We start from the raw sequence: 22,970 nt of genomic DNA, 5'->3' as shown, positions 1-22,970 counted from the left end.
CCTGTGAGAAGCTAGGTCCGTGACAGACCTCTCCGTCCTGCTGCCCATCGTCATCGCCGTGATCGTGGTCCTCGTGGTCGCCGGGACCATCATCGGGCTCGTCCGCGGCCGCCGCTCGAAGGTCCGCTACACCGGCACCCGGGACGCCAACGACCCCGCCCTCCCGACCACCCCGTCCGGGGCCGACGGCGAGTCCGGCGCGCCGACCGCGGTCGCGGAGCCACCCTCCGCCACCGTCGAGGTTCCCGCGGAGCTCCTCGAGGAGCCCCCAGTCGAGGCCGTCCCGACCGAGACTCCGGCCCCCGTGGCCGGCCGCCTCCAGCGCCTGCGCGAGCGGCTCGCCAAGAGCAACAACGTCTTCGGCAAGGGCCTCCTCGCCCTCCTCTCGAGCGACCGCGTCGACGACACCGTGTGGGATGAGGTCGAGGAGACGCTCCTGCTGGCCGACATCGGCACTGAGCCGAGCCTCGAGCTCGTCGAGACGCTCAAGGCCCGCGTCCGGGTGATGGGGAGCCGCGACCCCGACGAGGTCCGATCGATGCTCCGCGAGGAGCTCGTCAAGCTCGTGGATCCGACCCTCGACCGCGAGCTCCGGGTCGACCGCAAGTCGGGGAAGCCCGCCGTCGTCCTCGTCGTCGGCGTGAACGGCGTGGGCAAGACGACCACGGTCGGCAAGCTCGCCCGCGTCCTCGTCGCCGAGGACAAGGACGTCATCCTGGGTGCCGCGGACACGTTCCGTGCGGCGGCGTCCCAGCAGCTCGCGACGTGGGGCGCCCGCGTGGGCGTCCCCACCGTGAAGTCCGACGTCGACGGCGCGGACCCAGCCTCCGTCGCCTTCGAGGCGGTCAAGGCGGGCATCGAGCAGGAAGTCGACGTGGTCATGGTCGATACCGCCGGGCGCCTCCAGAACAAGGTGGGGCTCATGGACGAGCTCGGCAAGGTCAAGCGCGTCATCGAGAAGCAGGCCGAGGTGGACGAGGTGCTCCTCGTCCTCGACGCGACGACCGGCCAGAACGGGCTCAACCAGGCGAAGGTCTTCTCCGAGGTGGTGGACATCACGGGCATCGTGCTCACGAAGCTCGACGGCACCGCGAAGGGCGGCATCGTCGTGGCCATCCAGAAGCAGCTCGGGGTTCCCGTGAAGCTCGTCGGCCTCGGCGAGGGGCCGGACGACCTCGCGCCGTTCGACGTCGAGGGGTTTGTGGACGCGATCCTCGCCTAGGGGTTGTCGCCTGGCCCGAGCAGGGCCAAGATGGTCGGTGACATCCCCGGGGCGTTCCTAGTTCGCGTCGGTCTCGCCGGGTCCTGATGCCGTCGCGAGACGGCCGTCACAGGAGGGCCCCATGTCCAGAAGCCGATCTCTCGCGTGGACGCTTGCCGCCGCCGTCGCGCTCGCCTTCGGGCCGGTGGCAGGCCTTCCCGGCCCGGTCTCCGCCGCCACGGTCACCCCGCCAGATCTGCAGATCGCCGTCCCGACCAACCAGATCTCGATTGGGATCGACGCGACGACAAACCATCGGATGCTGCGGTACACCCACATCACCTGGGACGCGGGCACCGGCCCGTTCGAGATCGATCCGACCTATAACTCGGCGACTGGGACCGCGAGCTTCGTCCAAGCGATCTACAACAGTCCGAGCCCGGGCGCCTGGTCTCTCGACCACGTGGTCCCGCTTGCCGTGCTCGGCGTGTTCGATCCGCCGGACGACTACCAGTTCCCCCTGACCAAGTTCACGCTGAACGGCGTCAACGCCGATGGGTCGATTGGCCAAGTTGTTGCCACGAGCCCCAAGACGGACTACTGCATCACCGGTGACACCAAGGTCGGCGGCGTGCCGAACACCCCGTCGAGCACGTTCATCCCGGTGTCCAACTGCGCGAGCCCGACGTCGCCGCTCGGCTGGTCCGTCGGGTGGGGCGACCAGTACGACCAGACCGACGCCGGGCAACCTATCGACCTCAACGGTGTACCGGACGGCACGTACATCCTGCGGGCCGTGGCAGACCCTCTGCATGTCCTGGTCGAGAGCGACGCGACGAACAACGTCACCGACACCGTGCTGACCATCAAGGGGACGGCCGTGACGGTGGGCGCGCAGACCCACCCGACCGTCGTCCCGCCGAGCGCCTCCGTCACGTCCCCGACGGCGGGCGCCTCGGTGTCTGGCACGGTCACGCTGTCGGCGACGGCCTCAGCGGCATCACCGGCGACCGTTGCCTCCGTGCAGTTCCTCCTCGACGGCAGCGCGTTGGGGAATCCCATCACGGCGGCCCCGTACACGACTTCGTGGACCGTCGGCAGCACCTCTCCTGGATCTCATCGGCTGAGCGCCCGGGTCATCGACAGCTCGGGCGGCGCCGGCACCGCCCCGGTGGTTCCGATCACCGTCGCGTCGAATGGCCTGTACATCGATCAGACGGTGACCGCGCGTGGCTCGGGCGCCGTGAGCACGGGGGCCTTCACGACGGCGGCCGCGGGGGAGACGCTGCTGGCCGCAGTTTCCAGCGACGGCGCGTCGACCGGCGGCCAGGCCGTGACTGTGAGCGGCGCGGGGCTCACGTGGACCCGGGTGACCGGCAGCAACGTACAGCACGGCGACGCCGAGATCTGGACCGCAACCGCGCCCTCCGTGCTCAGCGGGGCCGTGGTGACTTCCACCCCGAGGGAGGGCGGGTACGATCAGCAGCTCGTGGTGGAGTCCTTCGCCAATTCGGGCGGCGTCGGCGCGTCCTCGGCGGCCAACGCGCCGTCTGGGGCCAGCGCTGTGCATCTGGCCGCCAAGGCTGCGGGCTCGCTGACCGTCGCCGTGGGCAGCGACTGGGATTCGGCGACGGGTAGGACCTACGCAGCAGGGCAGACGCAGGTGGCCCAATGGGTTGACAGCCCCATGGGCGATACGTTCTGGGTTCAGGCCTCGAACGCGCCGACTACCTCTGCCGGCCAATCGGTCACCCTCGCAGACACGGCCCCGACTGCGGACTCGTGGAATATGGCGGGGATCGAGATCGTCCCGGCGTCTGGCGGCACGTCACCGGCCGATACCGCGCCCCCGACGGTCCAGATCACCAACCCGACCGCGGGCCAGACGGTCTCAGGCACGGCGACGGTGGCTGCCAACGCCACCGATGACGTGTCGGTGTCCTCGGTCCAGTTCTATCTGGACGGTCAGCCCCTCGGCACCGCACTGAGTGCCTCTCCGTACGCGATCAGCTGGGACACGACCAAGACAGCGAACGGCTCGCACACCCTGACGGCCAAGGCCACCGATCCCGCAGGCAACATCGGTACTTCTGGCGGGGTAGGCGTCACTGTCCAGAATCCCGTCCCGTCCATGACGTGCTTCGTGCAGCAGGCTGAGATCGATGTCCGCGGGGCCGGCAAGGTGACGACGCCCTCCTTCAGCACCGTGGTCCCGGGCGAGGTCCTGCTGGCCTTCGTCTCGCAGGACGGCCCTGCCAAGCTGAACTCGCAGTCTGCCACCGTCTCAGGGGCAGGCCTCTCGTGGAAGCTTCTGGCCCGCTCCAACGCCCAATACGGTGACGCCGAGGTGTGGACGGCCACCGCGACGAATACGATCTCGAACGCAACCGTGACCTCCACGCCTGCTGCGGCCGGCTACGCCCAGGAGCTGACCGTGGTCGCCTACGAGGGAGCGAAGGGTGCCGGTGCCGTGGCCTCGGGCTCCGCGGCGAGCGGAGCGCCGACCCTGACGGTCACAACCACTTCGGCCGCGTCCTTGGTCTTCGCCGTGGGCCACGACTGGGACAACGCTCGCGCGCGAACGCTCCCCACGGGGCTCGTCTTCCTCGAGCAGTGGATCGACACCGGTTTGGGGGACACCTCGTGGAGCGAATACACGAATCAGACCGCCGGCCCGGCGGGAACTCAGGTCAAGGTCGGAGCTTCCGCTCCTACGGCCGACCAGTGGGACCTGGCGGCCGTGGAGCTCGTCGGGTCAGGCGCCTGATGGCGCCGTCGTCCGCCTCGACGGCTCAGGCGGGCGGACGACGGCGGCGGCCCGCCCACGCGGGCATCGCGGCGAGCAGGCACGCGCCCGAGACCGCGAACGCCCACGGGTAGCCCACGCCGTCGGCCAGGAGACCCGCGAGGAGCGGGCCGACGATGCTGCCCACGTCGGAGACCATCTGGAAGACCGCGAGGGGCTTTCCGCCGCTGCGCTCGCGGCCGATCGCGTCCGCCACCGTGGCCTGGAGAGACGGGGTCAAGAGCCCCGAGCCGAACCCCGCCACGGCGGAGACCGCGAACAGGGTCCACTCCGAGGTGCTCAGCCCCATGAGGGCCGTCGCGACCGCGGCGATTCCGAGTCCGGCGAGCGCAAGCGGCCGGCGCCCCCACGCGTCGACGAGCCGCCCCGAGAAGGTCAGGGCGCAGGCCGTGCCGAGCGCGAAGAGGGTCAGCGCGAGTCCGGCCGCGCTCGGGGCCGCGTGCAGGGCCGCCGCTGCGAAGAGCGGCACGAGGGCCATCCGGATGCCGAGAGTCGCCCAGCCGTTGGCGAAGTTCGAGACGAGCGCCGCCCGGTACGGCGGGAGCGCCAGCGCCTCCGAGAGCTCGAGCGGCGGGAGGCTGACCCGGGGAGCGGCGGACCGCTCGCGCCCGAGCAGGAACCCCACCACCGACGCCGCGACGACCAGCGTTCCCGCATAGACAAGGAACGGGACGCGGAGGCCCCATCCCGCGAGCAGGCCTCCCACGAGCGGCCCGGCGATGTTCCCGAGCAGGAACGACGACGCGTAGAGCCCGCTCACACGCCCGCGGGCCTCGGGCGGCGCGAGCCGCACGATGAGGCCTGACGCCGAGATCGTGAACATGGTGGAGCCGATGCCCGCGAGTCCGCGGAAGAGCAGGAGCTGCCAATAGTCGGCCGCGAACGCACACGCGCCCGTGAAGACCGCGACGGTGAGGACGCCCGTGACATAGACGGGCCGCTCGCCCCACCGGTCCACGAGCGCGCCCGCGGTGGGGGCGAGCACTAGCCGGGTCAGCGCGAACGCGCTGACGATCACGGACGCCGCCGTCGCCCCCACGCCGAAGCTCGTGGCGAACTGGGGGAGCACGGGGGCCACGAGGCCGAAGCCGATCGCGATCGCGAACGCCGCAACGACGAGGACCCAGACGTCGCGGGGTACGGCGACGCGCGGGCTCGCGACCCGCGCGAGGGCGCCGAAGGGGGAACGGGGCATGCCACAACCCTACGAAACATGACGGTAACGAGCCGGTGACGAGCGCTTAACTCGCGGGACGAAGTTGTAACACGCGAGCAATTTGCGCCGCGAGCGGTTGAAACACCCGGGCGGCAATCTTTTCTCAGTGGTCGGGAGGGACTGCCGGTGCAGCGGCGGGAACCGACCAGAAAAGATCCGTCCACCCCTCGAAAGGCAACCCCCATGCCCACATTCAGTGCTGGCGACACCGCTTGGGTGCTCGCCTCGGCGGCCCTCGTGCTGCTCATGACGCCCGGGCTCGCGTTCTTCTACGGCGGCATGACCCGCGCCAAGTCTGTTCTGAACATGATGATGATGAGCTTCGGCGCAATCGCCCTCGTGGGCGTGCTCTGGGTGCTCTTCGGCTACTCGATGTCGTTCGGCACCGACTGGTTCGGCGGCCTCGTCGGCAACTTCGACAAGTTCGGTCTCCACGGCGTCCTTTCGACCGGCAAGGATATGCCGCTCTCCGGCACTATCCCCGAGCTTGCGTTCGTCGGCTTCCAGGCCGTGTTCGCCATCATCACGGTGGCGCTCATCTCCGGCTCCATCGCTGACCGGTCGAAGTTCGGTTCGTGGATGGTCTTCGCCGGCCTGTTCGCGGTCCTCGTCTACTTCCCGGTCGCGCACTGGGTCTTCGACTCGAACAAGGACGCGAACGGCAACTTCATCGGCGGCTGGCTCAACGGCCTCGGCGTGATCGACTTCGCAGGCGGCACCGCGGTCCACATCAACGCGGGTGCGGCCGGCCTGGCCCTCGCTCTGGTCCTCGGCCGTCGCAAGGGCTTCGGCAAGGACCCGAACCACCGTCCCCACAACCTCCCGTTCGTCATGCTCGGCGCTGGCCTCCTGTGGTTCGGCTGGTTCGGCTTCAACGCCGGTTCGGCCCTCGCCGCCAACGGCGTCGCCGCGTTCGCCTGGATCAACACCCTCGTGGCCCCCTGCGCCGCGGTGCTCGGCTGGCTCATCGTGGAGAAGATCCGCGACGGCCACGCGACGTCTCTCGGGGCGGCGTCCGGCGCGGTCGCGGGCCTCGTGGCCATCACCCCCGCGTGTGCCGCGATCTCCCCGCTCTGGGCCATCATCCTCGGCGTCCTCGCCGGTGCCATCTGCGCCCTCGCGGTCGGCCTCAAGTACAAGTTCGGCTACGACGACTCGCTCGACGTCGTGGGCGTCCACATGGTCGGCGGTGTCGTGGGCACGCTCTTCATCGGCCTCGCGGCCGGCCCGGGCGCCCCGTCTGCCGGCACCGGCCTCTTCTACGGCGGCGGCTTCGACCAGCTCGGCAAGCAGGCGATTGGCGCCTTCGTGGTGCTCGGCTACTCGTTCGTGGTCTCGCTCCTCATCGCCCTCCTCATCAAGGTGACGATCGGGTTCCGCGTCACGACCGAGGCGGAGGAGGCCGGCGTCGACATCGCCATCCATGCCGAGACCGCGTACTCCTCGGCCTCGTCCTCGGGCAACGCGTTCCACCCGCTCGGCGGAAAGGCCGCCGCGGAGGAAATCGCAAGGTTCAACGCCGATGATCTGCTCAGCGATTCCGCCAAGTCAGGGAAGGTCACTTCATGAAGCTCATCACCGCGATCGTGCGGCCCGAGAAACTCGACGCCATCAGGGAAGGGCTCGAGTCCTACGGGGTCCAGGGCCTGACCGTCAGCACGGCGAGCGGCTACGGCCAGCAGCGCGGCTACACCGAGGTGTACCGCGGCGCCGAGTACAGCGTGGACCTCCTCCCCAAGATCCGGGTCGAGATCCTCGCGACGGACGAGCAGACCGACGACATCCTCGACGTCATCATCACGACCGCGAACACCGGTCGGGCGGGCGACGGCAAGGTCTGGACCGTCGACGTGCACGAGGCGATCAGGGTTCGGACCGGCGAGCGCGGGTCAGCAGCAATCTGACCCAGAGGCTCCGAGGGCCCGAACAGAAGTTGGGCTAGAGCAGCAGACGACAGACGACGGCGGGTGCCCACCCGCCGTCGTCCGTCGTCTCGGGTACAGATACTCGCCCACCACGGCGTCTCGGGTACAGATACTCGCCCGTCACGGCGTCTCGGGTACAGATACTCGCCCGTCACGGCGTCTCGGGTACAGGTACTCAGCCGATACGGCGTCTCGGGTACAGATACTCAGCCGGTAGGGCCTCTCGGGTACAGATAACTGGGCCGATACGGCCTCTGGGGTGGAGTTAGCTGTACCCGAAACGGATGTGGGGAGGGGTTTCTGTACCCGAAACGCGTGCGAGGAGGAGTTTCTGTACCCGAAACGCGTGTGAGGAGGAGTTTCTGTACCCGAAACGCGTGTGAGGAGGAGTTTCTGTACCCGAAACACAGGAGCGGGAGGGGAGCGGGTAGGCCTCCAAAAACCCCGAAAACAAGCGGATGAAACACGCCGTTAACACGTCTGAGACGCGCTCTTAACGTCGGTGGCAATGTTGTAACTTCCGAGCAACATAGGCGCCCGAAGCATGAAACACGGGCGGGAGAGTCTGTTCCGAGTGGCCCGACGGCCGGCGGGAAACCGACGGACGGCCGGGCCAGCAGACAAGTCGGAGCCCCTCGGAAGGCAAGCCCCCATGAACGCTGGCGACACAGCCTGGGTCCTCGTCTCAGCTGCACTCGTGCTGCTCATGTCCCCCGGACTCGCGATCTTCTACGGCGGCATGACGCGTGTGAAGTCGATGCTCAACATGATGATGATGAGCTTCGGTGCCCTCGCGCTGGTCGGCGTGCTGTGGGTGCTCTTCGGCTACTCGATGTCGTTCGGCCGGGACGCGTTCGGCGGCCTCGTGGGCAACCCGTTCCAGAACTTCGGCCTCGAGGGCCTGCTCTCGACCGGCAAGGACATGCCGTTGGTCGGCACGATCCCCGAGCTCGTGTTCGTGGGCTTCCAAGGCGTCTTCGCGACCGTGACGGTCGCGCTCGTCTCCGGCGCGATCGCCGACCGCGCGAAGTTCGGCTCGTGGCTTGTCTTCGCGGGCGTGTGGGCCATGCTCGTGTACTTCCCCGTGGCGCACTGGGTGTTCGACGCCAACAAGGATCCGAACGGGACGTTCGTCGGCGGCTGGCTCAACCAGCTCGGCCTCATCGACTTCGCGGGCGGCACGGCGGTCGAGGTCAACGCGGGTGCCGCGGGCCTCGCGCTCGCGCTCGTGCTCGGCAAACGCCTGGGCTTCGGCAAGGACCCGAACCACCGGCCGCACAACCTCCCGCTCGTCATGCTCGGCTGCGGCCTCCTGTGGTTCGGGTGGTTCGGCTTCAACGCGGGCTCGGCGCTCGCGGCGAACGGCGAGGCGGCGTTCGCGTGGATCAACACCCTCGTGGCGCCGTGCGCGGCGATCCTGAGCTGGCTCGTGGTCGAGCGGATCCGCGATGGACACGCGACCTCATTCGGTGCGGCGTCCGGCGCGGTCGCGGGCCTCGTGGCCATCACGCCGTCGTGCGCGTCGCTCTCGCCGCTCTGGTCGATCGTGCTCGGCCTCGTGGCCGGGACCGTGTGCTCGCTCGCGGTGGGGCTCAAGTACAAGTTCGGCTACGACGATTCGCTCGACGTCGTGGGCGTCCACCTCGTGGGCGGCATCGTGGGCACGCTCTTCATCGGCCTCGCCGCGAGCCCCGGCGCGCCGGTGCCCGGCCAGGGCCTCTTCTACGGCGGCGGCTTCGACCTCCTCGGCAAGCAGGCGCTGGGGACCGTCGCGGTCCTCGGCTACTCGTTCGCGATCTCGCTCGCGGTCGGCTACGCGATCAAGGCCACGATGGGCTTCCGGGTGTCGAAGGACATCGAGGAGACTGGCGTCGACCTGGTCATCCACGCCGAGACCGCGTACCACTCGGGTGAGTCGACGGCCCGCGCGTTCCACCCGCTCGGACACAAGTCGCCCGTGCCGGCGCTCCATTACGAGGTCGACGAACTGCTCGCCGAGGCGCGCCGGGCGCGCGAGCTCCAAACAGCCGGCGCCCCGGCGGCGCCTTCGTCCTCCTAGCCGGGCCCAGGCTTCCATCCCCCTGAAAAAGCCGGGCGGACGACGGCGGGACTGACCCGCCGTCGTCCGCCCGCCGTGCTGGGGCTCCCCGGTCAGCCGTCTTCGCCCGAGTCCGGGCCCGTCTCCGGCGAGGTCGTCCCATCGGCGCCTACCGCCGAAGTCGCCCACGAGGAGGGCCCGCGGGAACCGGCCGGGTACTCGTCCATCGGGACCTCGTTGGCCGCCCACGCCGCGAGGACAGGCTCGACCACCCGCCAGCAGCTTTCGGCAGTGTCGCCGCGGACCGAGAGCGTCGGGTCTCCGTTGAGGACACCGTCGAGCACCTCGCCGTAGGGGAGGAGATCGGTCGCGCTCAGGTCGGCGTCGAGGGTCACACGGTTGAGGCTCAGGATGTCGCCCGGACCGTTGACGTCGACGTCGAGCTGGAGCACATCCGGCCCGAAGCCGATCCGGAGCCGGTTGGGCTCGTCGACGCCCACGAAGCCTTCTGGGAGGTGCGGGACCGGCTTGAACGTGATGACGGCCTCCTTGCGCTTGGCGCCCAGGGCCTTGCCGGACCGGAGGACGAACGGCACGCCCGCCCAGCGCCAGCTAGCGAGCGTCACCGTGAGCTCGGCGAGTGTCTCGGTTCCGTGGGAGGCGTCGACGCCGTTCTCGGCCGTGTAGTCGGGGACGTCGCGGCCGCCGATCGAGCCTGCCGTGTAGCGCGCTCTGCGCGTCGTCTCCGCGAACGGCCCCTCGACGCGGGCCGCGCGCAGCACGGAGCTGATGGTGTCGCGGAGGTCGCGCTCGTCGAGCCGGGCGGGGGCGTCCATCGCGAGGATCGCCATGACGTGCAGGAGGTGGCTCTGGATCATGTCGCGCAGGGCGCCGGCGTGATCGTAGTAGCCCGCCCGGCCTTCGAGCGCCAAGTCTTCGTCGAAGAAGACCTCGATCTTCTCGATGTGGTCCCGGTTCCACACGGGCTCGAGGAAGTTGTTCGCGAAGCGGAGCCCGAGGATGTTGAGCACCGTTCCCTTGCCCAGGAAGTGGTCCACGCGGTGGATCTGCTGCTCGGGGACGAGGGCCCGCAGCGTGTCGTTGAGCTGCCGTGCCGAGGCCTCGGACGTTCCGAACGGCTTCTCGAGCACGAGGCGCGTGCCCTCGGGGAGCTCGTCCGGGCTGAGGACCTCGCACGCGTCCTGGGCGACTTGCGGCGGCAGCGCGAAGTAGACGGCCACGGGCGGCGTGAGGCGGGAGATGGCGCCCGCGAGCACCCCGGGGGCCGTGACGTCGAGCTGCTCATACGTCGATTCCTTGCGGATCCGCTCCAGTTCGCCGCGGCCCTCCGGCGTCGCGTCGGCCAGTGCATCCTCGGTTGCGTGGCGGACCCGATCCGACCATTGGTCGGCCGACCAATCGTCATGGCCCCCGCCCACCACGGTGAGGCCGGCATGGCGGCCCGTCGCGAGGAGACGCGCGAGTCCCGGGAAGAGGAGGCGCCCCGTGAGATCGCCCGACGCGCCGAGGATCAGGAGGCTCCTCACGGGCTGGGGAGCGTCTGCGTCGCGCTTCTGGGGGGAGGGGGAGGTCTGGGGGACGTGCTGCTGGTCTGCTGTCTGCGTCGTCACGGTGCCAAGCATGCCACCCGGGCGTGCGGCGCCGACACCCTGCGACATTGTGGCGGCTACGGCGGTTGATACTCTTGAAGATGGCAGAACCGCCCCCGGGCGGTTTATTTACTCCACCGAAAGCGACTCCGTCACGTGTTCAACTCCCTCTCGGACCGTCTGACTGCGACGTTCAAGAACCTCCGCGGCAAGGGCCGCCTGAGCGAAGCAGACGTCGACGCCACCGTCCGCGAGATCCGGCGCGCCCTGCTCGACGCGGATGTGGCCGTGCCCGTGGTGCGGGACTTCGCCTCGCGGGTCCGCGAACGGGCCCTCGGCGCGGAGGTGGCCGCGGCACTCAACCCGAGCCAGCAGGTCGTCAAGATCGTCAACGACGAGCTCGTGACGATCCTCGGTGGCGAGACGCGTCGCATTCGGCTCGCGAAGACGCCGCCGACCGTCATCATGCTCGCTGGCCTCCAGGGCGCGGGCAAGACGACGCTCGCGGGCAAGCTTGCGAAGTGGCTCAAGGGCCAGGGCCACTCGCCCATCCTCGTCGCCGCCGACCTCCAGCGCCCGAATGCCGTCACGCAGCTCGAAGTCGTGGCCCAGCGCGCCGGCGTCGCCGTCTACGCGCCGCACCCGGGCATCCAGTCCGAGTTCGAGGCTCCCACCGGAGACCCGGTGGCAGTTGCCCGCGGCGGCGTCGAGCAGGCGCGCCAGAAGCTGCACGACGTGGTCATCGTCGATACCGCGGGACGCCTCGGCATTGATGCCGAGCTCATGCAGCAGGCCGCGGACATCCGCTCCGCCGTCAACCCGGACGAGGTCCTCTTCGTCATCGACGCGATGATCGGCCAGGACGCGGTCAACACGGCCAAGGCCTTTGAGGAGGGCGTCGACTTCACCGGCGTCGTCCTCACCAAGCTCGACGGCGACGCGCGCGGCGGTGCCGCGCTCTCGGTCGCGTCGGTGACTGGCCGCCCGGTCATGTTCGCGTCCACCGGCGAGGGCCTCGACGACTTCGAGCTCTTCCACCCGGACCGCATGGCCTCGCGCATCCTCGACATGGGCGACGTCATGACGCTCATCGAGCAGGCGGAGAAGAGCTGGGACCGCGACGAAGCCGCCCGGATGGCGAAGAAGTTCGCCGACCAGGAGGACTTCACGCTCGAGGACTTCCTGGCCCAGATGCAGCAGATCCGCAAGATGGGCTCGATGAAGAAGATGCTCATGATGATGCCGGGTGCAGCCCAGTTCCGGCAGCAGCTCGAGCAGTTCGACGAGCGCGAGATCGACCGCGTCGAGGCGATCGTCCGGTCCATGACCCCGCACGAGCGCGTGGCCCCCAAGATCATCAACGGCTCGCGCCGGGCCCGCATTGCGAAGGGTTCCGGCGTGCACGTCTCCGAGGTCAACGGACTGCTCGAGCGGTTCGGCCAGGCGCAGAAGATGATGCGCCGCATGGCGTCCGGAGGCGGCATCCCGGGGATGCCGGGCCTGCCGGGCGGCGGCGCGTCCCGCAAACCCGCTGGGAAGAACAACAAGAAGAAGGCCCGCTCGGGCAACCCGGCGAAGGCCGCGCAACAGCGCCGAGAGGCCGAGGAGAAGCGTGCCGCGGGCGCCGCGAACGCGCTCCAGGGCGGCTCTGCGTTCGGTCAGCAGACCCAGCAGGACTTCGACCCTGCCGCGCTCAACCTGCCGAAGGGCTTCGACAAGTTCCTCGGCAACTAGGTTTCACCCGAACCGCGATGACCGGCCCCTGACCGCATAACTGCTGCTGAGCAGCAGCGGATATGCGGCTCCGGGCCGGTCACGCGGCCGGTGAACGGTTACTCGGGCGAGCCCACCGTGATCGTCTCCGGCAGGTAGACCTTCGCTCCGTGCGCGATGAACTCGGCGCTCTTGGCCGCCATGCCTGCGATGGCTTCCTGTGCCTCCCTCGAGCCGTACTCGTCCCGGATGTCCTGCGAGATGCGCATCGAGCAGAACTTCGGGCCGCACATCGAGCAGAAGTGCGCCGTCTTGGCCGGTTCCGCGGGCAGCGTCTCGTCGTGGAACGCCTCGGCGGTCGCCGGGTCGAGTGAGAGCGAGAACTGGTCCTTCCAGCGGAACTCGAAGCGGGCCTTCGAGAGGGCGTCGTCCCGCTCGTGGGCGCCGGGGTGACCCTTCGCGAGGTCGGCGGAGTGCGCGGCGATCTTGTAGGTGATGACGCCTGTCTTGACGTCGTCCTTGTTCGGCAGGCCGAGGTGCTCCTTCGGCGTCACGTAGCACAGCATCGCCGTGCCGTACCGGGCGATCTCGGTCGCACCGATCGCGCTCGTGATGTGGTCGTAGCCGGGGGCCACGTCCGTCACGAGCGGGCCGAGCGTGTAGAACGGCGCGCCGTCGCACAGCTCCTGCTGCCGCTCGACGTTTTCGCGCACGAGGTGGAACGGGATGTGGCCCGGGCCCTCGACCATGACCTGCACGTCGTACTTCCACGCGCGCTTCGTCAGCTCGGCGAGCGTGTCGAGCTCGGCGAACTGCGCGGCGTCGTTCGCATCCGCCGTGGAGCCGGGGCGGAGCCCGTCGCCGAGGGAGAAGGCGACGTCGTACTGAGCGAAGATCTCGCAGAGCTCGTCGAAGTGCGTGTAGAGGAAGTTCTCCTCGTGGTGCGCGAGGCACCAGCCGGCCATGATCGAGCCGCCGCGCGAGACGATCCCGGTCACGCGGTTGGCCGTGAGGGGCACGTAGCGAAGGAGCACGCCCGCGTGGATCGTCATGTAGTCGACGCCCTGCTCGCACTGCTCGATGACCGTGTCGCGGAAGACTTCCCACGTGAGCGCGGAGGCGTCCCCGTTCACCTTCTCGAGCGCCTGGTAGACCGGGACAGTGCCGATCGGCACGGGGGAGTTGCGGATGATCCACTCGCGTGTCGTGTGGATGTCGTCGCCGGTCGAGAGGTCCATGACGGTGTCAGCGCCCCACTTGGTGGCCCATTGGAGCTTGTCGACTTCCTCCGCGATCGACGACGTCACAGCCGAGTTGCCGATGTTCGCGTTGATCTTCACGAGGAACGCCTTGCCGATGATCATCGGCTCGGATTCGGGGTGATTGATGTTGTTCGGGATGATCGCGCGCCCAGCGGCGACCTCGCTGCGCACCAGCTCAACGTCACAGTTCTCCCGCAGCGCCACGTAGCGCATCTCGGGCGTGAGGACGCCCTGGCGCGCATAGTGCATCTGCGTGACGCGTCGGCCCTCCTTCGCGCGCCGCGGAACGGGCTTGGCGCCCTTCCACTCGGCTGACGCCGTGCCGCGACGCAGGGCCGATCGGCCGTCGTCGAGCAGGTTCCGCTCCCGGCCGTCGTAGGCCTCGGTGTCGTCGCGCTCGGCGATCCACGCGGCACGGTACGGCGGCAGCCCCACGACCGGATCGCTGCCCGGGCCGGCGGTGCGGTACACGCGCAGCGGCTCGTTAGGCTGGCCGTTCGGGGAATCGTCGAGCGCGATCTCCGTGACGGGGACCCGGAGGCCGTGCTCGGCGTCCGCCAGGAACGCAAGCGAATGGGCGGGGTGCTGCTCCTGGCCCTGGGCGGTTTCGATTTCAGATGTGCTCATGGGGTTTTCCAAAGGAGAGTTCTCACTTCCTACGCCGGCATGACCCGGACAGGTTCGACGGTCGCAGGCCGCGTCAGCCTGATCTCAGCCCTTGCGAGGGCACCCGTGTGGACGAACTGGACGTTAGCACGGGCGGGCTGGGCGACGGAACGAAGGAGCCGCTCGTGACGCGCGCCTCGGAATGACCGAGCCGGCCCGTGGCGCTGGCCGCCGACGGAGGGTCGCCGCAGGAATAATCCGGCTTGATTGAACCTTCAACTAAATGTAGTCTTGAAGCTGGATTCCCCTTCAGAGGAGCATCATGTCGAACCCCGCACAACTCTCCGCGTCGTCCCAGGACCTTCTGCCCGCCCAGCTCAGCATGGGCACGGTCATGCTGAAGGTCGGAGACATGAAGCTCATGCTCGACTATTACGAGCGCGCCCTCGGTCTCGTGCCCCTTGCCGAGTCGCTCGGCGGTGTCTTCCTGGGACGCAAGGGCCGCCAGGTCATCCACCTGAGCCCGGCCGCTGGGCTCCAGCTGCCGGGGCGGGGCGAGGCGGGCCTGTTCCACACGGCCATCCTCTTCGAGAGCCGCGCCGATCTCGCGGCCACGGTCGCGACGGCCGCTCAGTACGATCCGCGCCTGTTCGCCGGCAGCGCCGACCACCTCGTCTCGGAGGCCTTCTACTTCACGGACCCCGAGGGCAACGGCGTCGAGCTGTACTTCGACAAGCCGCGCGACACATGGGGCTGGAACGGCAGCCAGGTGGTCATGGACAGCCTCCCGCTCCCGCCGCAGGGCTTCCTCGAGGCGAACCTCACCGAGAGTGCGCTCGAGGGACAGCACGAGTCGACGGCGGGTGTGGGCCACGTCCACCTCCAGGTCGGCGACGTCGAGACGGCACGGAAGTTCTACGTCGAGACGCTCGGCTTCGAGCAGACTGCTGGCTGGCACGGCCAGGCGCTCTTCGTCTCCGCTGGCCGGTACCACCACCACATGGCCATGAACGTCTGGAACAGCTGTGGCGCGGGCCCGCGGAAAGACACGTTGGGCCTCGGGGAGGTCCTCATCCACGTTCCCGGGCACGAGGACATCCTCGCCGCGGCCGATCGCCTGAAGGCAGCGGGTGTCGCGACCCAGCACACGGGGCTCGAGCTGCGCTTCGACGATCCGTGGCGCAACAGCATCCGCATGGCGGTCGTAGCAGGCTGACTCTGCCTGCGCTACGCTCAACGTGTCCGCGGTCCCGCGGGCGCGTAGTCCGTACGCCGCGGCCCTTGTGCGGCCCGGCACTCGCCCTACCGAGGGGGATACCGTGTCAGGTCCCAACCCGTTTGCCGAAGTGTTCGTTTCGACCCATTCCGAGGCCCTCCAGCGAGCCGCAAGGCTCGATTCCGGTTCCGGCCCGGAGGCCAATGGCGATGGCGTCCGCATCCCGGGCGTGTCCGACTACGAGATCGAGCAGCTTGGCACGCTCGTCGGTGCCGCCGTCCACGCCTCTGGTGCCGACTACGAGCTCACGATGGTCGACGTCTCGAGCGACACGCTGCTGGCGGTGCCGCCGGCCCTGATCCGTGCCCTCGCGGAGCTCCTCGCCTACGAGTCGGACGAGGGCGAGGGGGATGCGGTGGAGCGCGTCGCCGCCGCGTGGGTCGAGCAGCAGGACCTGCCCTTTGATGCCCAGGAAGCGTACGGATACGTCGAGCAGCTGGCGAAGCTCGCGGCGGACGTCGACGACTCGGATCATCAGGAATTGTTCGTCTGGGCGGGGTCCTGAGCCGCCCCGGTGCGGCGAATCGCGCTTCTTGCCTGCGTCTGGCACAATAGTCGGGTACCCGATCCGCGTGGCCCCTCTCTCCGCGCGCGTCGTGTTCCCTCAGAGCTCTACGAGTACGGCCCGCCCCACGGGAGCGGAAAGTATGGGTTCGACCGTGTGCAGATACAGGAGTGACCACAACCGTGGCCGTTAAGATTCGTCTCAAGCGCTTCGGCAAGATGCGCGCGCCGTTCTACCGTATCGTCGTCGCCGACTCGCGCACCAAGCGCGATGGCCGTGCGATCGAGGAGATCGGCAAGTACCACCCGATCGAGGAGCCCTCGTTCATCGAGGTCAACTCGGAGCGTGCCCAGTACTGGCTGTCCGTCGGCGCCCAGCCGACCGAGCAGGTCCTCGCGCTGCTCAAGGTGACCGGTGACTGGCAGAAGTTCAAGGGCCTCCCGGGCCAGGAGGGTACGCTCAAGTACCCGAAGGGCAAGGAGCCGTTCGTGGCCCCCGAGAAGGATTCCGTGATCCTCCCCGAGGCCCCCAAGGCGGCGAAGGCCGAGGAGACCGCGTCTGCTGACGAGGCTCCGGCCGAGACCACCGAGGCTGAGTAGTTTGCTGGCCGACGCACTCGAGCACCTCGTCCGGGGCATCGTGGACAATCCGGATGACGTCGCGGTTGAGGCGAAGAACAGCCGCCGCGGCGACGTCCTTGAGGTCCGTGTGCATCAGGAGGACTTGGGCCGAGTGATCGGCCGTCAGGGTCGGACCGCCCGCGCGCTGCGCACGGTGGTCGCGGCCCTCGCCGACGGCGAGTCTGTCCGCGTCGACGTCGTCGATACGGACCGTCGCCGCTAGGCCCGCCGCAAGGCAACCAGCATGAGGCTCCGGCCCCTCCGCCCGATTGGAAGGCTGAGGGGCCGGAGCCTTTAACGATGACTGCCGCGGGCAGGGCCAGCGGCACAAGGAAGGGACACGCCATGAAGGTGCGCGTCGCACGTATCGGCAAGCCGCACGGGATCCGCGGCGAGGTGACCGTGCAGATCCTCACCGACGCTCCCGAGGAGCGGTTCGTGCCGGGTGCCGCGTTCGACGTCGACCCAGGCTCCCACGGCCCGCTCACCATCCGCTCGGCGCGCTGGAACAAGGACATCCTTGTGCTCGGCTTCGACGAGGTCGCCGATCGCAACCGCGCGGAGGAGCTGCGTGGGGCCACGCTCTCGGTCCAGACCGAGGAGCTCGAGGACGCCGACGATGAGGGCTGGTACGAGCACGAGCTCGTAGGCCTCCAGGCGCGCGTCGACGGGCACGCGGTCGGCACCGTCTCGGCCCTTCACGTCATGCCCGCCCAGGACCTGCTCGTCGTCGACACGCCCACCGGTGAGGTCCTCGTGCCCTTCGTCGACGAGATTGTGCCCGAGGTGGACGTCGAGGGAGGCTTCGTCACCCTCGTCCCGCCCCCCGGGCTCTTCGAGCTCAACGCCGAGGCGCAAGCCGCCGACGCCGTCGACGATGAGGCCGCAGACCACGCCGCCGCCGGCGGGGGAGCCGCTGGCGCCGGCGGTGACACCCAAGACGCGGTCGACGACGGCGCTGTCGCCGACGGCGGGAATCCCGCCCCCGGCAAGGACCGCTAGTGCGCATCGACGTCGTCAGCATCTTCCCCGAGTATCTCGTCCCACTCCGTCTCTCCCTCCTCGGCCGCGCGCAGGAGGACGGGCTGCTCCAGCTCGAAGTGCACGACCTCCGCGACTTCGCGTTCGACAGGCACCGGACCGTCGACGACACGCCGTACGGCGGCGGGGCGGGCATGGTCATGAAGCCCGAGCCGTGGAGCCTCGCCCTCGAGTCCGTGCTTGGGTCCGTGCTCGCCGGGCGGGATGCCAGCGAGGACAAGCCGACCCTCATCGTCCCCTCGCCAGCCGGCGAGGTGTTCACCCAGGCCCTCGCCTACGAGCTTGCTGAGGAACCCACGCTCACGTTCGCCTGCGGGCGCTATGAGGGCATCGATGAGCGCGTGCTCGACTGGGCCGGAGAGCGCTTCCGCGTGCGCCCTGTTAGCCTTGGCGACTACGTGCTGAACGGGGGAGAGGTCGCCGTCATGGCGATGGTCGAGGCGATCGGGCGTCTCCTGCCCGGTGTCGTGGGCAACCCTGAGTCACTCGTCGAGGAGTCGCATTCCGACGGGCTGCTCGAGTACCCGGTCTACACGAAGCCGTCGTCGTGGCGCGGCCACGACGTGCCCGAGGTCCTCTTGAGCGGGAACCACGGGCTCATCGCGCGGTGGCGCCGGGAGCAGCAGCTGCGCCGCACGGCGGCTCGCCGCCCCGAGCTCCTCGACGGCGCGGACGCAGCGCCGTTCGGCCGCGACGAGCGGGCCGTCCTCAGGGAGCTGGGGTACGACGTCGTCGCCGGTCGCCTCGTGCGGGGCTGAGCCGCGCGCCGTCGTCGGTCGTTGACTGCCGTGGTGCCGGGCCGCGATTCGCGCGCCGGGGTTCGCGCGTGGCAGAATAGAGCGTTGCGCCCGCCGGGCCCGGACTCTGCCACAGGGGAGCCGGCCAACGGATTGGGCGTCCCGCCTCCGGATCATCGGCAACGGCGGGTGAGAGCCCGGGCCGCTGCGGCCCGTGACTGAAGCGATTGACCTGTGGCAGTCGTCAGGAGAAGCACATTGCATATTCTCGACTCGGTTGACTCCGCGTCCCTGCGCTCCGACATCCCGTCTTTCGCGCCGGGCGACACCATCAAGGTGCACGTCAACATCATCGAAGGCAAGAACTCCCGCGTGCAGGTCTTCCAGGGCTTCGTCGTCGGCCGTCAGGGCCACGGCGTCCGCGAGACGTTCACGGTCCGCAAGGTCTCCTTCGGCGTGGGCGTCGAGCGTACGTTCCCGGTCCACTCCCCGATCATCGACAAGATCGAGGTCGTGACCAAGGGTGACGTCCGTCGCGCCAAGCTCTACTACATGCGCGAGCTCCGCGGCAAGGCCGCGAAGATCAAGGAGAAGCGCGACTACAGCGCTTCCAAGTAAGCCTCACGGCTTTCTGCCGCCACGCGTCGTGACCGTTCAGTCAGACTTCGGCCGCGGCACCCGTACCGAGCGCCGGTCCAGAATTCTGGGCTGGCGCTCGGTCCTTCTCGCGGTGCTTGCTGCCCTTGTGGTGTGGGGGCTCCTCCGCGCCTTCATCGTCGACGTCTACTACATCCCCTCGGGCTCGATGGAGCCGCTTCTGCAGCCGGGCGACCGCATCGCGGTCTCGCGCACGGCGTTCGCGGGCCGTCCCATCGCGCGGGGAGACCTCGTGGTGTTCGACGGGCGCGGCTCGTTCGCTCCGCTCGACAGCGGGCGCGGCTGGTTGGGCGATGCCGCTCGGGGCGCAGGGGAGTGGCTCGGCCTCGTCCCGAACGAGACGGTGTACGTCAAGCGCGTGGTCGGCGTGGCAGGCGACCACGTCCAGTGCTGCACGGCGGACGGGCGGCTTACAGTCAATGGCACCCCACTCGACGAGCCGTACGTGTTCCCGGGCGATGCGCCAAGCACCATGAAGTTCGACGTTGTGGTTCCCGAGGGCAGGCTGTGGCTGCTCGGCGACCACCGCTCGGACTCCGTCGACTCGAGGTCGCTCCTCGGCGCACCCGGTGGCGGCCTCATCCGCACCGATCGCGTCATCGGCGAACCGATCTCGATACTCTGGCCGCTTGATAGATTGGGGCCGGTGGATATCACGAAGGGACATCAGTGACGCGCGAGGCCGGAACCGGACCAGACGCCGCGGACGCCGCGGCACCCCACGAGGACGGGGAATCGGGTCACCAACCCAGGCCGCGTCGCAGCGGAATCCTCGCGCTCCTCCGCGAGATCGCCCTCATCCTCGTCATCTCGATCGTGCTCTCCTTCGTGATCAAGACGTTCTTCTTCAAGGCGTTCTACATCCCTTCCGAGTCGATGGTGCCCACTCTCGAGGAGAACGACAGGATCTTCGTCAATCTCATGGTCCCGCGGAACTTCGCGCTTCAGCGCGGGGACGTGATCGTGTTCAAGGACACGAAGGGATGGCTGCCCCCGTCCGGGGATTCGCAGCAGAATTGGTTCCAGGAGAGCTTGGAGTTCATCGGCCTGCTTCCGGACACGTCCCAGCAGCACCTCATCAAGCGTCTTGTCGGTCTCCCGGGCGACCATGTGATCTGCTGCGACGCGCAGCAGCGCATCACGGTGAACGGGGTGGCCCTCAGCGAGCCGTACGTCAACCCGGCGGAGGCGCCGCGGGCGGTGCCGTTCGACGTCACGGTGCCCGCGGGCAAGGTGTGGGTCATGGGCGACAATAGGAATCACTCATCAGATTCCCGCTTCCACAACGCCTCGCAGCCGGGAAACGGCTTCATCGACATGGGAGACATCGAGGGCCAGGCCACCGTCATCGCGTGGCCCCTCAACAGGCTCAGCACCCTAGGCAACTATCCGAATACGTTCGCGAACATCCCCTCACCCAAGTGACATGACAGCACTTCAGCCCGCCGTCCCCGGACGGCAGCCCGCGGCCCGGCGACCCCCAGCCGCCGCCCCCACGCTGCGCTACGTGCGTCGCCTCGCGGGCGAGTACGGGCCCCTCGTGGCCGGGTGCGACGAGGTTGGACGGGGAGCGCTGGCGGGGCCCGTGAGCGTGGGCGTCGTCGTGATCGACGTGCGGACCGTTCGGACCAGGACTGTCCTGCGTGACAGCAAGCTGCTCGCCCCCGAGAAGCGGGTGGAGCTCGTCCCGCTTGTGCGGTCTTGGGGCGTCGCGAGCGCGGTCGGGCACGCGGCCGCGGAGGAGATCGACGAGTTCGGGCTCATGGAGGCGCTGCGCCTCGCCGGGACCCGGGCGCTCGGTGACATCGCGGCGGCGGGCGTCGTGCCCGACGTCGTCCATCTCGACGGCAATTACGACTGGCTTCGGAGGGGCGGGCAGGAGGCCTTGTTCGGCGACGTCGTCGCCGGGCCAGCTGTCCCTGTCCAGACGATGATCAAAGCGGACCTCAAATGCCAGGCGGTCGCCGCTGCGAGTATTCTCGCCAAGGTCGAGCGGGACAGCATCATGATGCGCGTCGGGGAGGACGACCCCCGGTTCGGCTGGGCGATCAACAAGGGGTATGCGACGCCGGACCACCGGGCCGCGCTGGCCGCTTACGGGCCAACGGTGTGGCACCGCAGGAGTTGGAACCTCGAAGGGTTCGCAGGGGACCCCCTCGAGGGCGGGAGGAAGATAGGACTATGAGCGCAGAAGACCTCGAGAACTACGAGACCGACATGGAGCTTCAGCTCTACCGCGAATACCGGGATGTCGTCTCCCTGTTCAGCTACGTCGTCGAGACGGAGCGCCGCTTCTACCTCGCGAACCATGTCGACCTCCAGGCCCGCTCGGCCGACGGCGAGGTGTACTTCGACCTTACCCTGCAGGACGCATGGGTCTGGGACGTCTACCGCAGCGCGCGGTTCGTGAAGAGCGTCCGGGTCATCACGTTCAAGGACGTCAACGTCGAGGAACTGCCGAAGGTCGAGGACCTCGCCCTCCCGAAGGACGGACTGGGCAACTAGATTCTGCTCCGCCGGGGGCGAGTGTCATCCCGATTGACCCGGGGGCCCCGGATGTGGCTACGCCGCCGTTGAGCTCACCGGGACCGTGGTCGATCCGGAGTCCGGCCGGCGCTTTCCGTTCAGCGAGGTGACACAGTCTTCGGCGACGCGGTGCTTTCCGGAGCCTGCTGCGACTGGGCGCCTGTGGGCCCCGCTGCTGAGCGTCCACCCCATGACGGCCATTCCGAAGATGAATCCGTAGATGACACCGCGCTCGTAGAGCCCAGTGAGGTCGCCCAGAACTTCAGGGTGCCCGGCCATGGATGCGACGGTCTTGATCAGGAACAGCGCTCCATCGATCGTGGCGATGCCCGCGAGGGCAAGGAGGATTCGGGCGGGCCAGGGGCGCGGCTCGAGCCACAGGAGACCGAGCAGGACGAGCGTGAGGACGGCGCACACCAGGAAGACGGACGTGCTGATCAGATGTCCCCACGGCACGCCGCCCCAGCCGTCGAGATCCTCGGGGAAGGCTCCGACGCCCACCACCGCGAGCCCTGCGATGGCCATGGCGCATCGGGTCGCGGTCGTGAGGTGGTGTGCTCGCGTGAGTTTGCGTCCCTCGTGTTCGCCGCCGAGGTGGCGGATGAGACGCTTTGCCGCCGTGAGGTCGGTGTTGCCCTCGGATCTCGAGAGGCGTGCTTCCTCCTCATGCCGCGCGAATCGGCCGCCCACCCGGAGAACCGTCGAGGTGGTGAGCAGCGCGGCAACGGTCACGCCCACGCCGATGAGGATGAACGAGAGATCGGCTGCGACGAACGCTGAGCGGCACGTCGTCTGGCCGTCGACCGAATGGCACCCGCGAGCGCCCAGGTCGCTCACGACATTGCGCAGGTAGGCGTAGTCGCTCCACGAGAGGAACACGATCCACTCGACGGCGAAGTACTGCAGGAGGCTCTTCGCCGCCCACGAGCCGATGAGGTGCCGGCTGTCTGCCGGGTTGGGGTTTCGGCCCTTCGACCAGTCGTCCAACTGGTCGGCCGCCCAGGAGATGACGCTCATGGCGACGATTAACGCGCTTCGATGGATAAACCTCAAGCGATTCGCGCCAGATGACGGATATCGTGCGATGCGCGGGGGCGCGCTGTCGATTTGATCACGCTCTCTGTCACGGATCGAGGCTGCTTCTCCGGCGCTGGAGCCTCGGCTTGGTCCTCAACATTAACTCCTTCCCGAGGATCGTCCACAACCGTGGCTTCCGGCCCGATCCGCCCGC

At 68.7% G+C, this 22,970-nt stretch carries 21 protein-coding genes and 1 riboswitch; of the genes, 17 read left to right on the top strand and 4 right to left on the bottom strand.

Going from position 1 to position 22,970, the window contains the following annotated elements; all coding sequences use genetic code 11:
• Positions 1-19: 19 nt before the first annotated feature.
• The gene (ftsY, locus tag E6A26_RS11620; RefSeq protein WP_136611362.1) at positions 20-1,222 is read left to right on the top strand and encodes a signal recognition particle-docking protein FtsY; all 1,203 of its coding nucleotides are present in this window, start codon (positions 20-22) and stop codon (positions 1,220-1,222) included.
• 121 nt (positions 1,223-1,343) lie between these two features.
• The gene (locus E6A26_RS11615) at positions 1,344-3,968 is read left to right on the top strand and encodes an Ig-like domain-containing protein (RefSeq protein WP_136611361.1); all 2,625 of its coding nucleotides are present in this window, start codon (positions 1,344-1,346) and stop codon (positions 3,966-3,968) included.
• Between the two features lie 25 nt (positions 3,969-3,993).
• Here E6A26_RS11615 and E6A26_RS11610 read toward each other — a convergent pair whose 3' ends face one another.
• Positions 3,994-5,202, bottom strand: a complete 1,209-nt coding sequence (locus tag E6A26_RS11610; RefSeq protein ID WP_136611360.1) for an MFS transporter — start codon at positions 5,200-5,202, stop codon at positions 3,994-3,996.
• A gap of 204 nt (positions 5,203-5,406) precedes the next feature.
• Between E6A26_RS11610 and E6A26_RS11605 the strand changes: the two genes are divergently transcribed.
• From E6A26_RS11605 to E6A26_RS11595, 3 genes are all read left to right on the top strand, one after another.
• Positions 5,407-6,792: an ammonium transporter gene (locus E6A26_RS11605; RefSeq protein WP_136611359.1), complete on the top strand. Its 1,386-nt coding sequence runs from the start codon at positions 5,407-5,409 to the stop codon at positions 6,790-6,792.
• Positions 6,789-7,127, top strand: a complete 339-nt coding sequence (locus E6A26_RS11600; RefSeq protein WP_136611358.1) for a P-II family nitrogen regulator — start codon at positions 6,789-6,791, stop codon at positions 7,125-7,127. The genes E6A26_RS11605 and E6A26_RS11600 overlap by 4 nt, the downstream gene beginning before the upstream one ends.
• A 673-nt stretch (positions 7,128-7,800) precedes the next feature.
• Positions 7,801-9,207: an ammonium transporter gene (locus E6A26_RS11595; protein ID WP_136611357.1), complete on the top strand. Its 1,407-nt coding sequence runs from the start codon at positions 7,801-7,803 to the stop codon at positions 9,205-9,207.
• Positions 9,208-9,299: 92 nt separating this feature from the next.
• Here the strand turns inward: E6A26_RS11595 and E6A26_RS11590 are convergent, their stop codons facing one another.
• On the bottom strand, positions 9,300-10,733 hold the full coding sequence (locus E6A26_RS11590; RefSeq protein WP_234865396.1) for a glucose-6-phosphate dehydrogenase: 1,434 nt from the start codon (positions 10,731-10,733) through the stop codon (positions 9,300-9,302).
• Positions 10,734-10,952: 219 nt separating this feature from the next.
• On the opposite strand from E6A26_RS11590, the gene ffh reads away from it, so the two are divergent.
• Complete coding sequence (ffh, locus tag E6A26_RS11585) at positions 10,953-12,530, top strand: signal recognition particle protein (protein WP_136611355.1); 1,578 nt, start codon at positions 10,953-10,955, stop codon at positions 12,528-12,530.
• Positions 12,531-12,628: 98 nt separating this feature from the next.
• Here ffh and thiC read toward each other — a convergent pair whose 3' ends face one another.
• Complete coding sequence (thiC, locus tag E6A26_RS11580) at positions 12,629-14,398, bottom strand: phosphomethylpyrimidine synthase ThiC (RefSeq protein ID WP_136611354.1); 1,770 nt, start codon at positions 14,396-14,398, stop codon at positions 12,629-12,631.
• Between the two features lie 9 nt (positions 14,399-14,407).
• Positions 14,408-14,515, bottom strand: a riboswitch (TPP riboswitch).
• Positions 14,516-14,699: 184 nt separating this feature from the next.
• Between thiC and E6A26_RS11575 the strand changes: the two genes are divergently transcribed.
• The 11 genes from E6A26_RS11575 (at position 14,700) to E6A26_RS11525 (ending at position 21,718) form a co-directional block, all read left to right on the top strand.
• Complete coding sequence (locus E6A26_RS11575) at positions 14,700-15,593, top strand: VOC family protein (RefSeq protein WP_136611353.1); 894 nt, start codon at positions 14,700-14,702, stop codon at positions 15,591-15,593.
• A 103-nt stretch (positions 15,594-15,696) separates the two neighbouring features.
• On the top strand, positions 15,697-16,158 hold the full coding sequence (locus E6A26_RS11570) for a hypothetical protein (protein ID WP_136611352.1): 462 nt from the start codon (positions 15,697-15,699) through the stop codon (positions 16,156-16,158).
• Positions 16,159-16,340: 182 nt separating this feature from the next.
• Positions 16,341-16,757: a 30S ribosomal protein S16 gene (gene rpsP, locus E6A26_RS11565; protein ID WP_136611351.1), complete on the top strand. Its 417-nt coding sequence runs from the start codon at positions 16,341-16,343 to the stop codon at positions 16,755-16,757.
• A 1-nt stretch (position 16,758) separates the two neighbouring features.
• Complete coding sequence (locus E6A26_RS11560) at positions 16,759-17,001, top strand: RNA-binding protein (RefSeq protein WP_136611350.1); 243 nt, start codon at positions 16,759-16,761, stop codon at positions 16,999-17,001.
• 122 nt (positions 17,002-17,123) lie between these two features.
• The gene (rimM, locus tag E6A26_RS11555; protein WP_136611349.1) at positions 17,124-17,780 is read left to right on the top strand and encodes a ribosome maturation factor RimM; all 657 of its coding nucleotides are present in this window, start codon (positions 17,124-17,126) and stop codon (positions 17,778-17,780) included.
• Positions 17,780-18,577, top strand: a complete 798-nt coding sequence (gene trmD, locus E6A26_RS11550) for a tRNA (guanosine(37)-N1)-methyltransferase TrmD (protein ID WP_136611348.1) — start codon at positions 17,780-17,782, stop codon at positions 18,575-18,577. Before rimM ends, trmD begins: the two co-directional genes overlap by 1 nt.
• Positions 18,578-18,814: 237 nt before the next feature.
• A complete protein-coding gene (gene rplS / locus E6A26_RS11545) occupies positions 18,815-19,174 on the top strand; it encodes a 50S ribosomal protein L19 (RefSeq protein WP_136611347.1) in 360 nt (119 codons plus the stop codon).
• Between the two features lie 28 nt (positions 19,175-19,202).
• Entirely contained in the window at positions 19,203-19,886 is a 684-nt protein-coding gene (gene lepB / locus E6A26_RS11540; protein ID WP_136611346.1) for a signal peptidase I, read from the top strand.
• Positions 19,883-20,638, top strand: a complete 756-nt coding sequence (gene lepB, locus E6A26_RS11535) for a signal peptidase I (protein WP_407695380.1) — start codon at positions 19,883-19,885, stop codon at positions 20,636-20,638. Before lepB (E6A26_RS11540) ends, lepB (E6A26_RS11535) begins: the two co-directional genes overlap by 4 nt.
• 1 nt (position 20,639) lies before the next feature.
• Positions 20,640-21,398: a ribonuclease HII gene (locus tag E6A26_RS11530; RefSeq protein WP_136611345.1), complete on the top strand. Its 759-nt coding sequence runs from the start codon at positions 20,640-20,642 to the stop codon at positions 21,396-21,398.
• Positions 21,395-21,718, top strand: a complete 324-nt coding sequence (locus E6A26_RS11525; RefSeq protein WP_136611344.1) for a DUF2469 domain-containing protein — start codon at positions 21,395-21,397, stop codon at positions 21,716-21,718. The genes E6A26_RS11530 and E6A26_RS11525 overlap by 4 nt, the downstream gene beginning before the upstream one ends.
• 57 nt (positions 21,719-21,775) lie before the next feature.
• Here E6A26_RS11525 and E6A26_RS11520 read toward each other — a convergent pair whose 3' ends face one another.
• Positions 21,776-22,756, bottom strand: a complete 981-nt coding sequence (locus E6A26_RS11520; protein ID WP_136611343.1) for a DUF998 domain-containing protein — start codon at positions 22,754-22,756, stop codon at positions 21,776-21,778.
• Positions 22,757-22,970: the final 214 nt, after the last annotated feature.

Origin of the sequence: Sinomonas albida, from assembly GCF_004919045.1 — a bacterium.
Lineage (GTDB): Bacteria > Actinomycetota > Actinomycetes > Actinomycetales > Micrococcaceae > Sinomonas > Sinomonas albida.
Note: the sequence above shows the minus strand (reverse complement) of the source record. Positions and strands in the feature narration are given on the sequence as shown.

Bases quoted from the DNA above. Each gene is read 5' to 3' on its own strand.
- thiC (WP_136611354.1), bottom strand. From the start codon at position 14,398: ATGAGCACATCTGAAATCGAAACCGCCCAGGGCCAGGAGCAGCACCCC.
- E6A26_RS11525 (WP_136611344.1), top strand. From the start codon at position 21,395: ATGAGCGCAGAAGACCTCGAGAACTACGAGACCGACATGGAGCTTCAG.
- rimM (WP_136611349.1), top strand. From the start codon at position 17,124: ATGAAGGTGCGCGTCGCACGTATCGGCAAGCCGCACGGGATCCGCGGC.
- E6A26_RS11615 (WP_136611361.1), top strand. From the start codon at position 1,344: ATGTCCAGAAGCCGATCTCTCGCGTGGACGCTTGCCGCCGCCGTCGCG.
- E6A26_RS11575 (WP_136611353.1), top strand. From the start codon at position 14,700: ATGTCGAACCCCGCACAACTCTCCGCGTCGTCCCAGGACCTTCTGCCC.
- E6A26_RS11600 (WP_136611358.1), top strand. From the start codon at position 6,789: ATGAAGCTCATCACCGCGATCGTGCGGCCCGAGAAACTCGACGCCATC.
- E6A26_RS11520 (WP_136611343.1), bottom strand. From the start codon at position 22,756: ATGAGCGTCATCTCCTGGGCGGCCGACCAGTTGGACGACTGGTCGAAG.
- E6A26_RS11610 (WP_136611360.1), bottom strand. From the start codon at position 5,202: ATGCCCCGTTCCCCCTTCGGCGCCCTCGCGCGGGTCGCGAGCCCGCGC.
- E6A26_RS11530 (WP_136611345.1), top strand. From the start codon at position 20,640: ATGACAGCACTTCAGCCCGCCGTCCCCGGACGGCAGCCCGCGGCCCGG.
- E6A26_RS11605 (WP_136611359.1), top strand. From the start codon at position 5,407: ATGCCCACATTCAGTGCTGGCGACACCGCTTGGGTGCTCGCCTCGGCG.
- E6A26_RS11595 (WP_136611357.1), top strand. From the start codon at position 7,801: ATGAACGCTGGCGACACAGCCTGGGTCCTCGTCTCAGCTGCACTCGTG.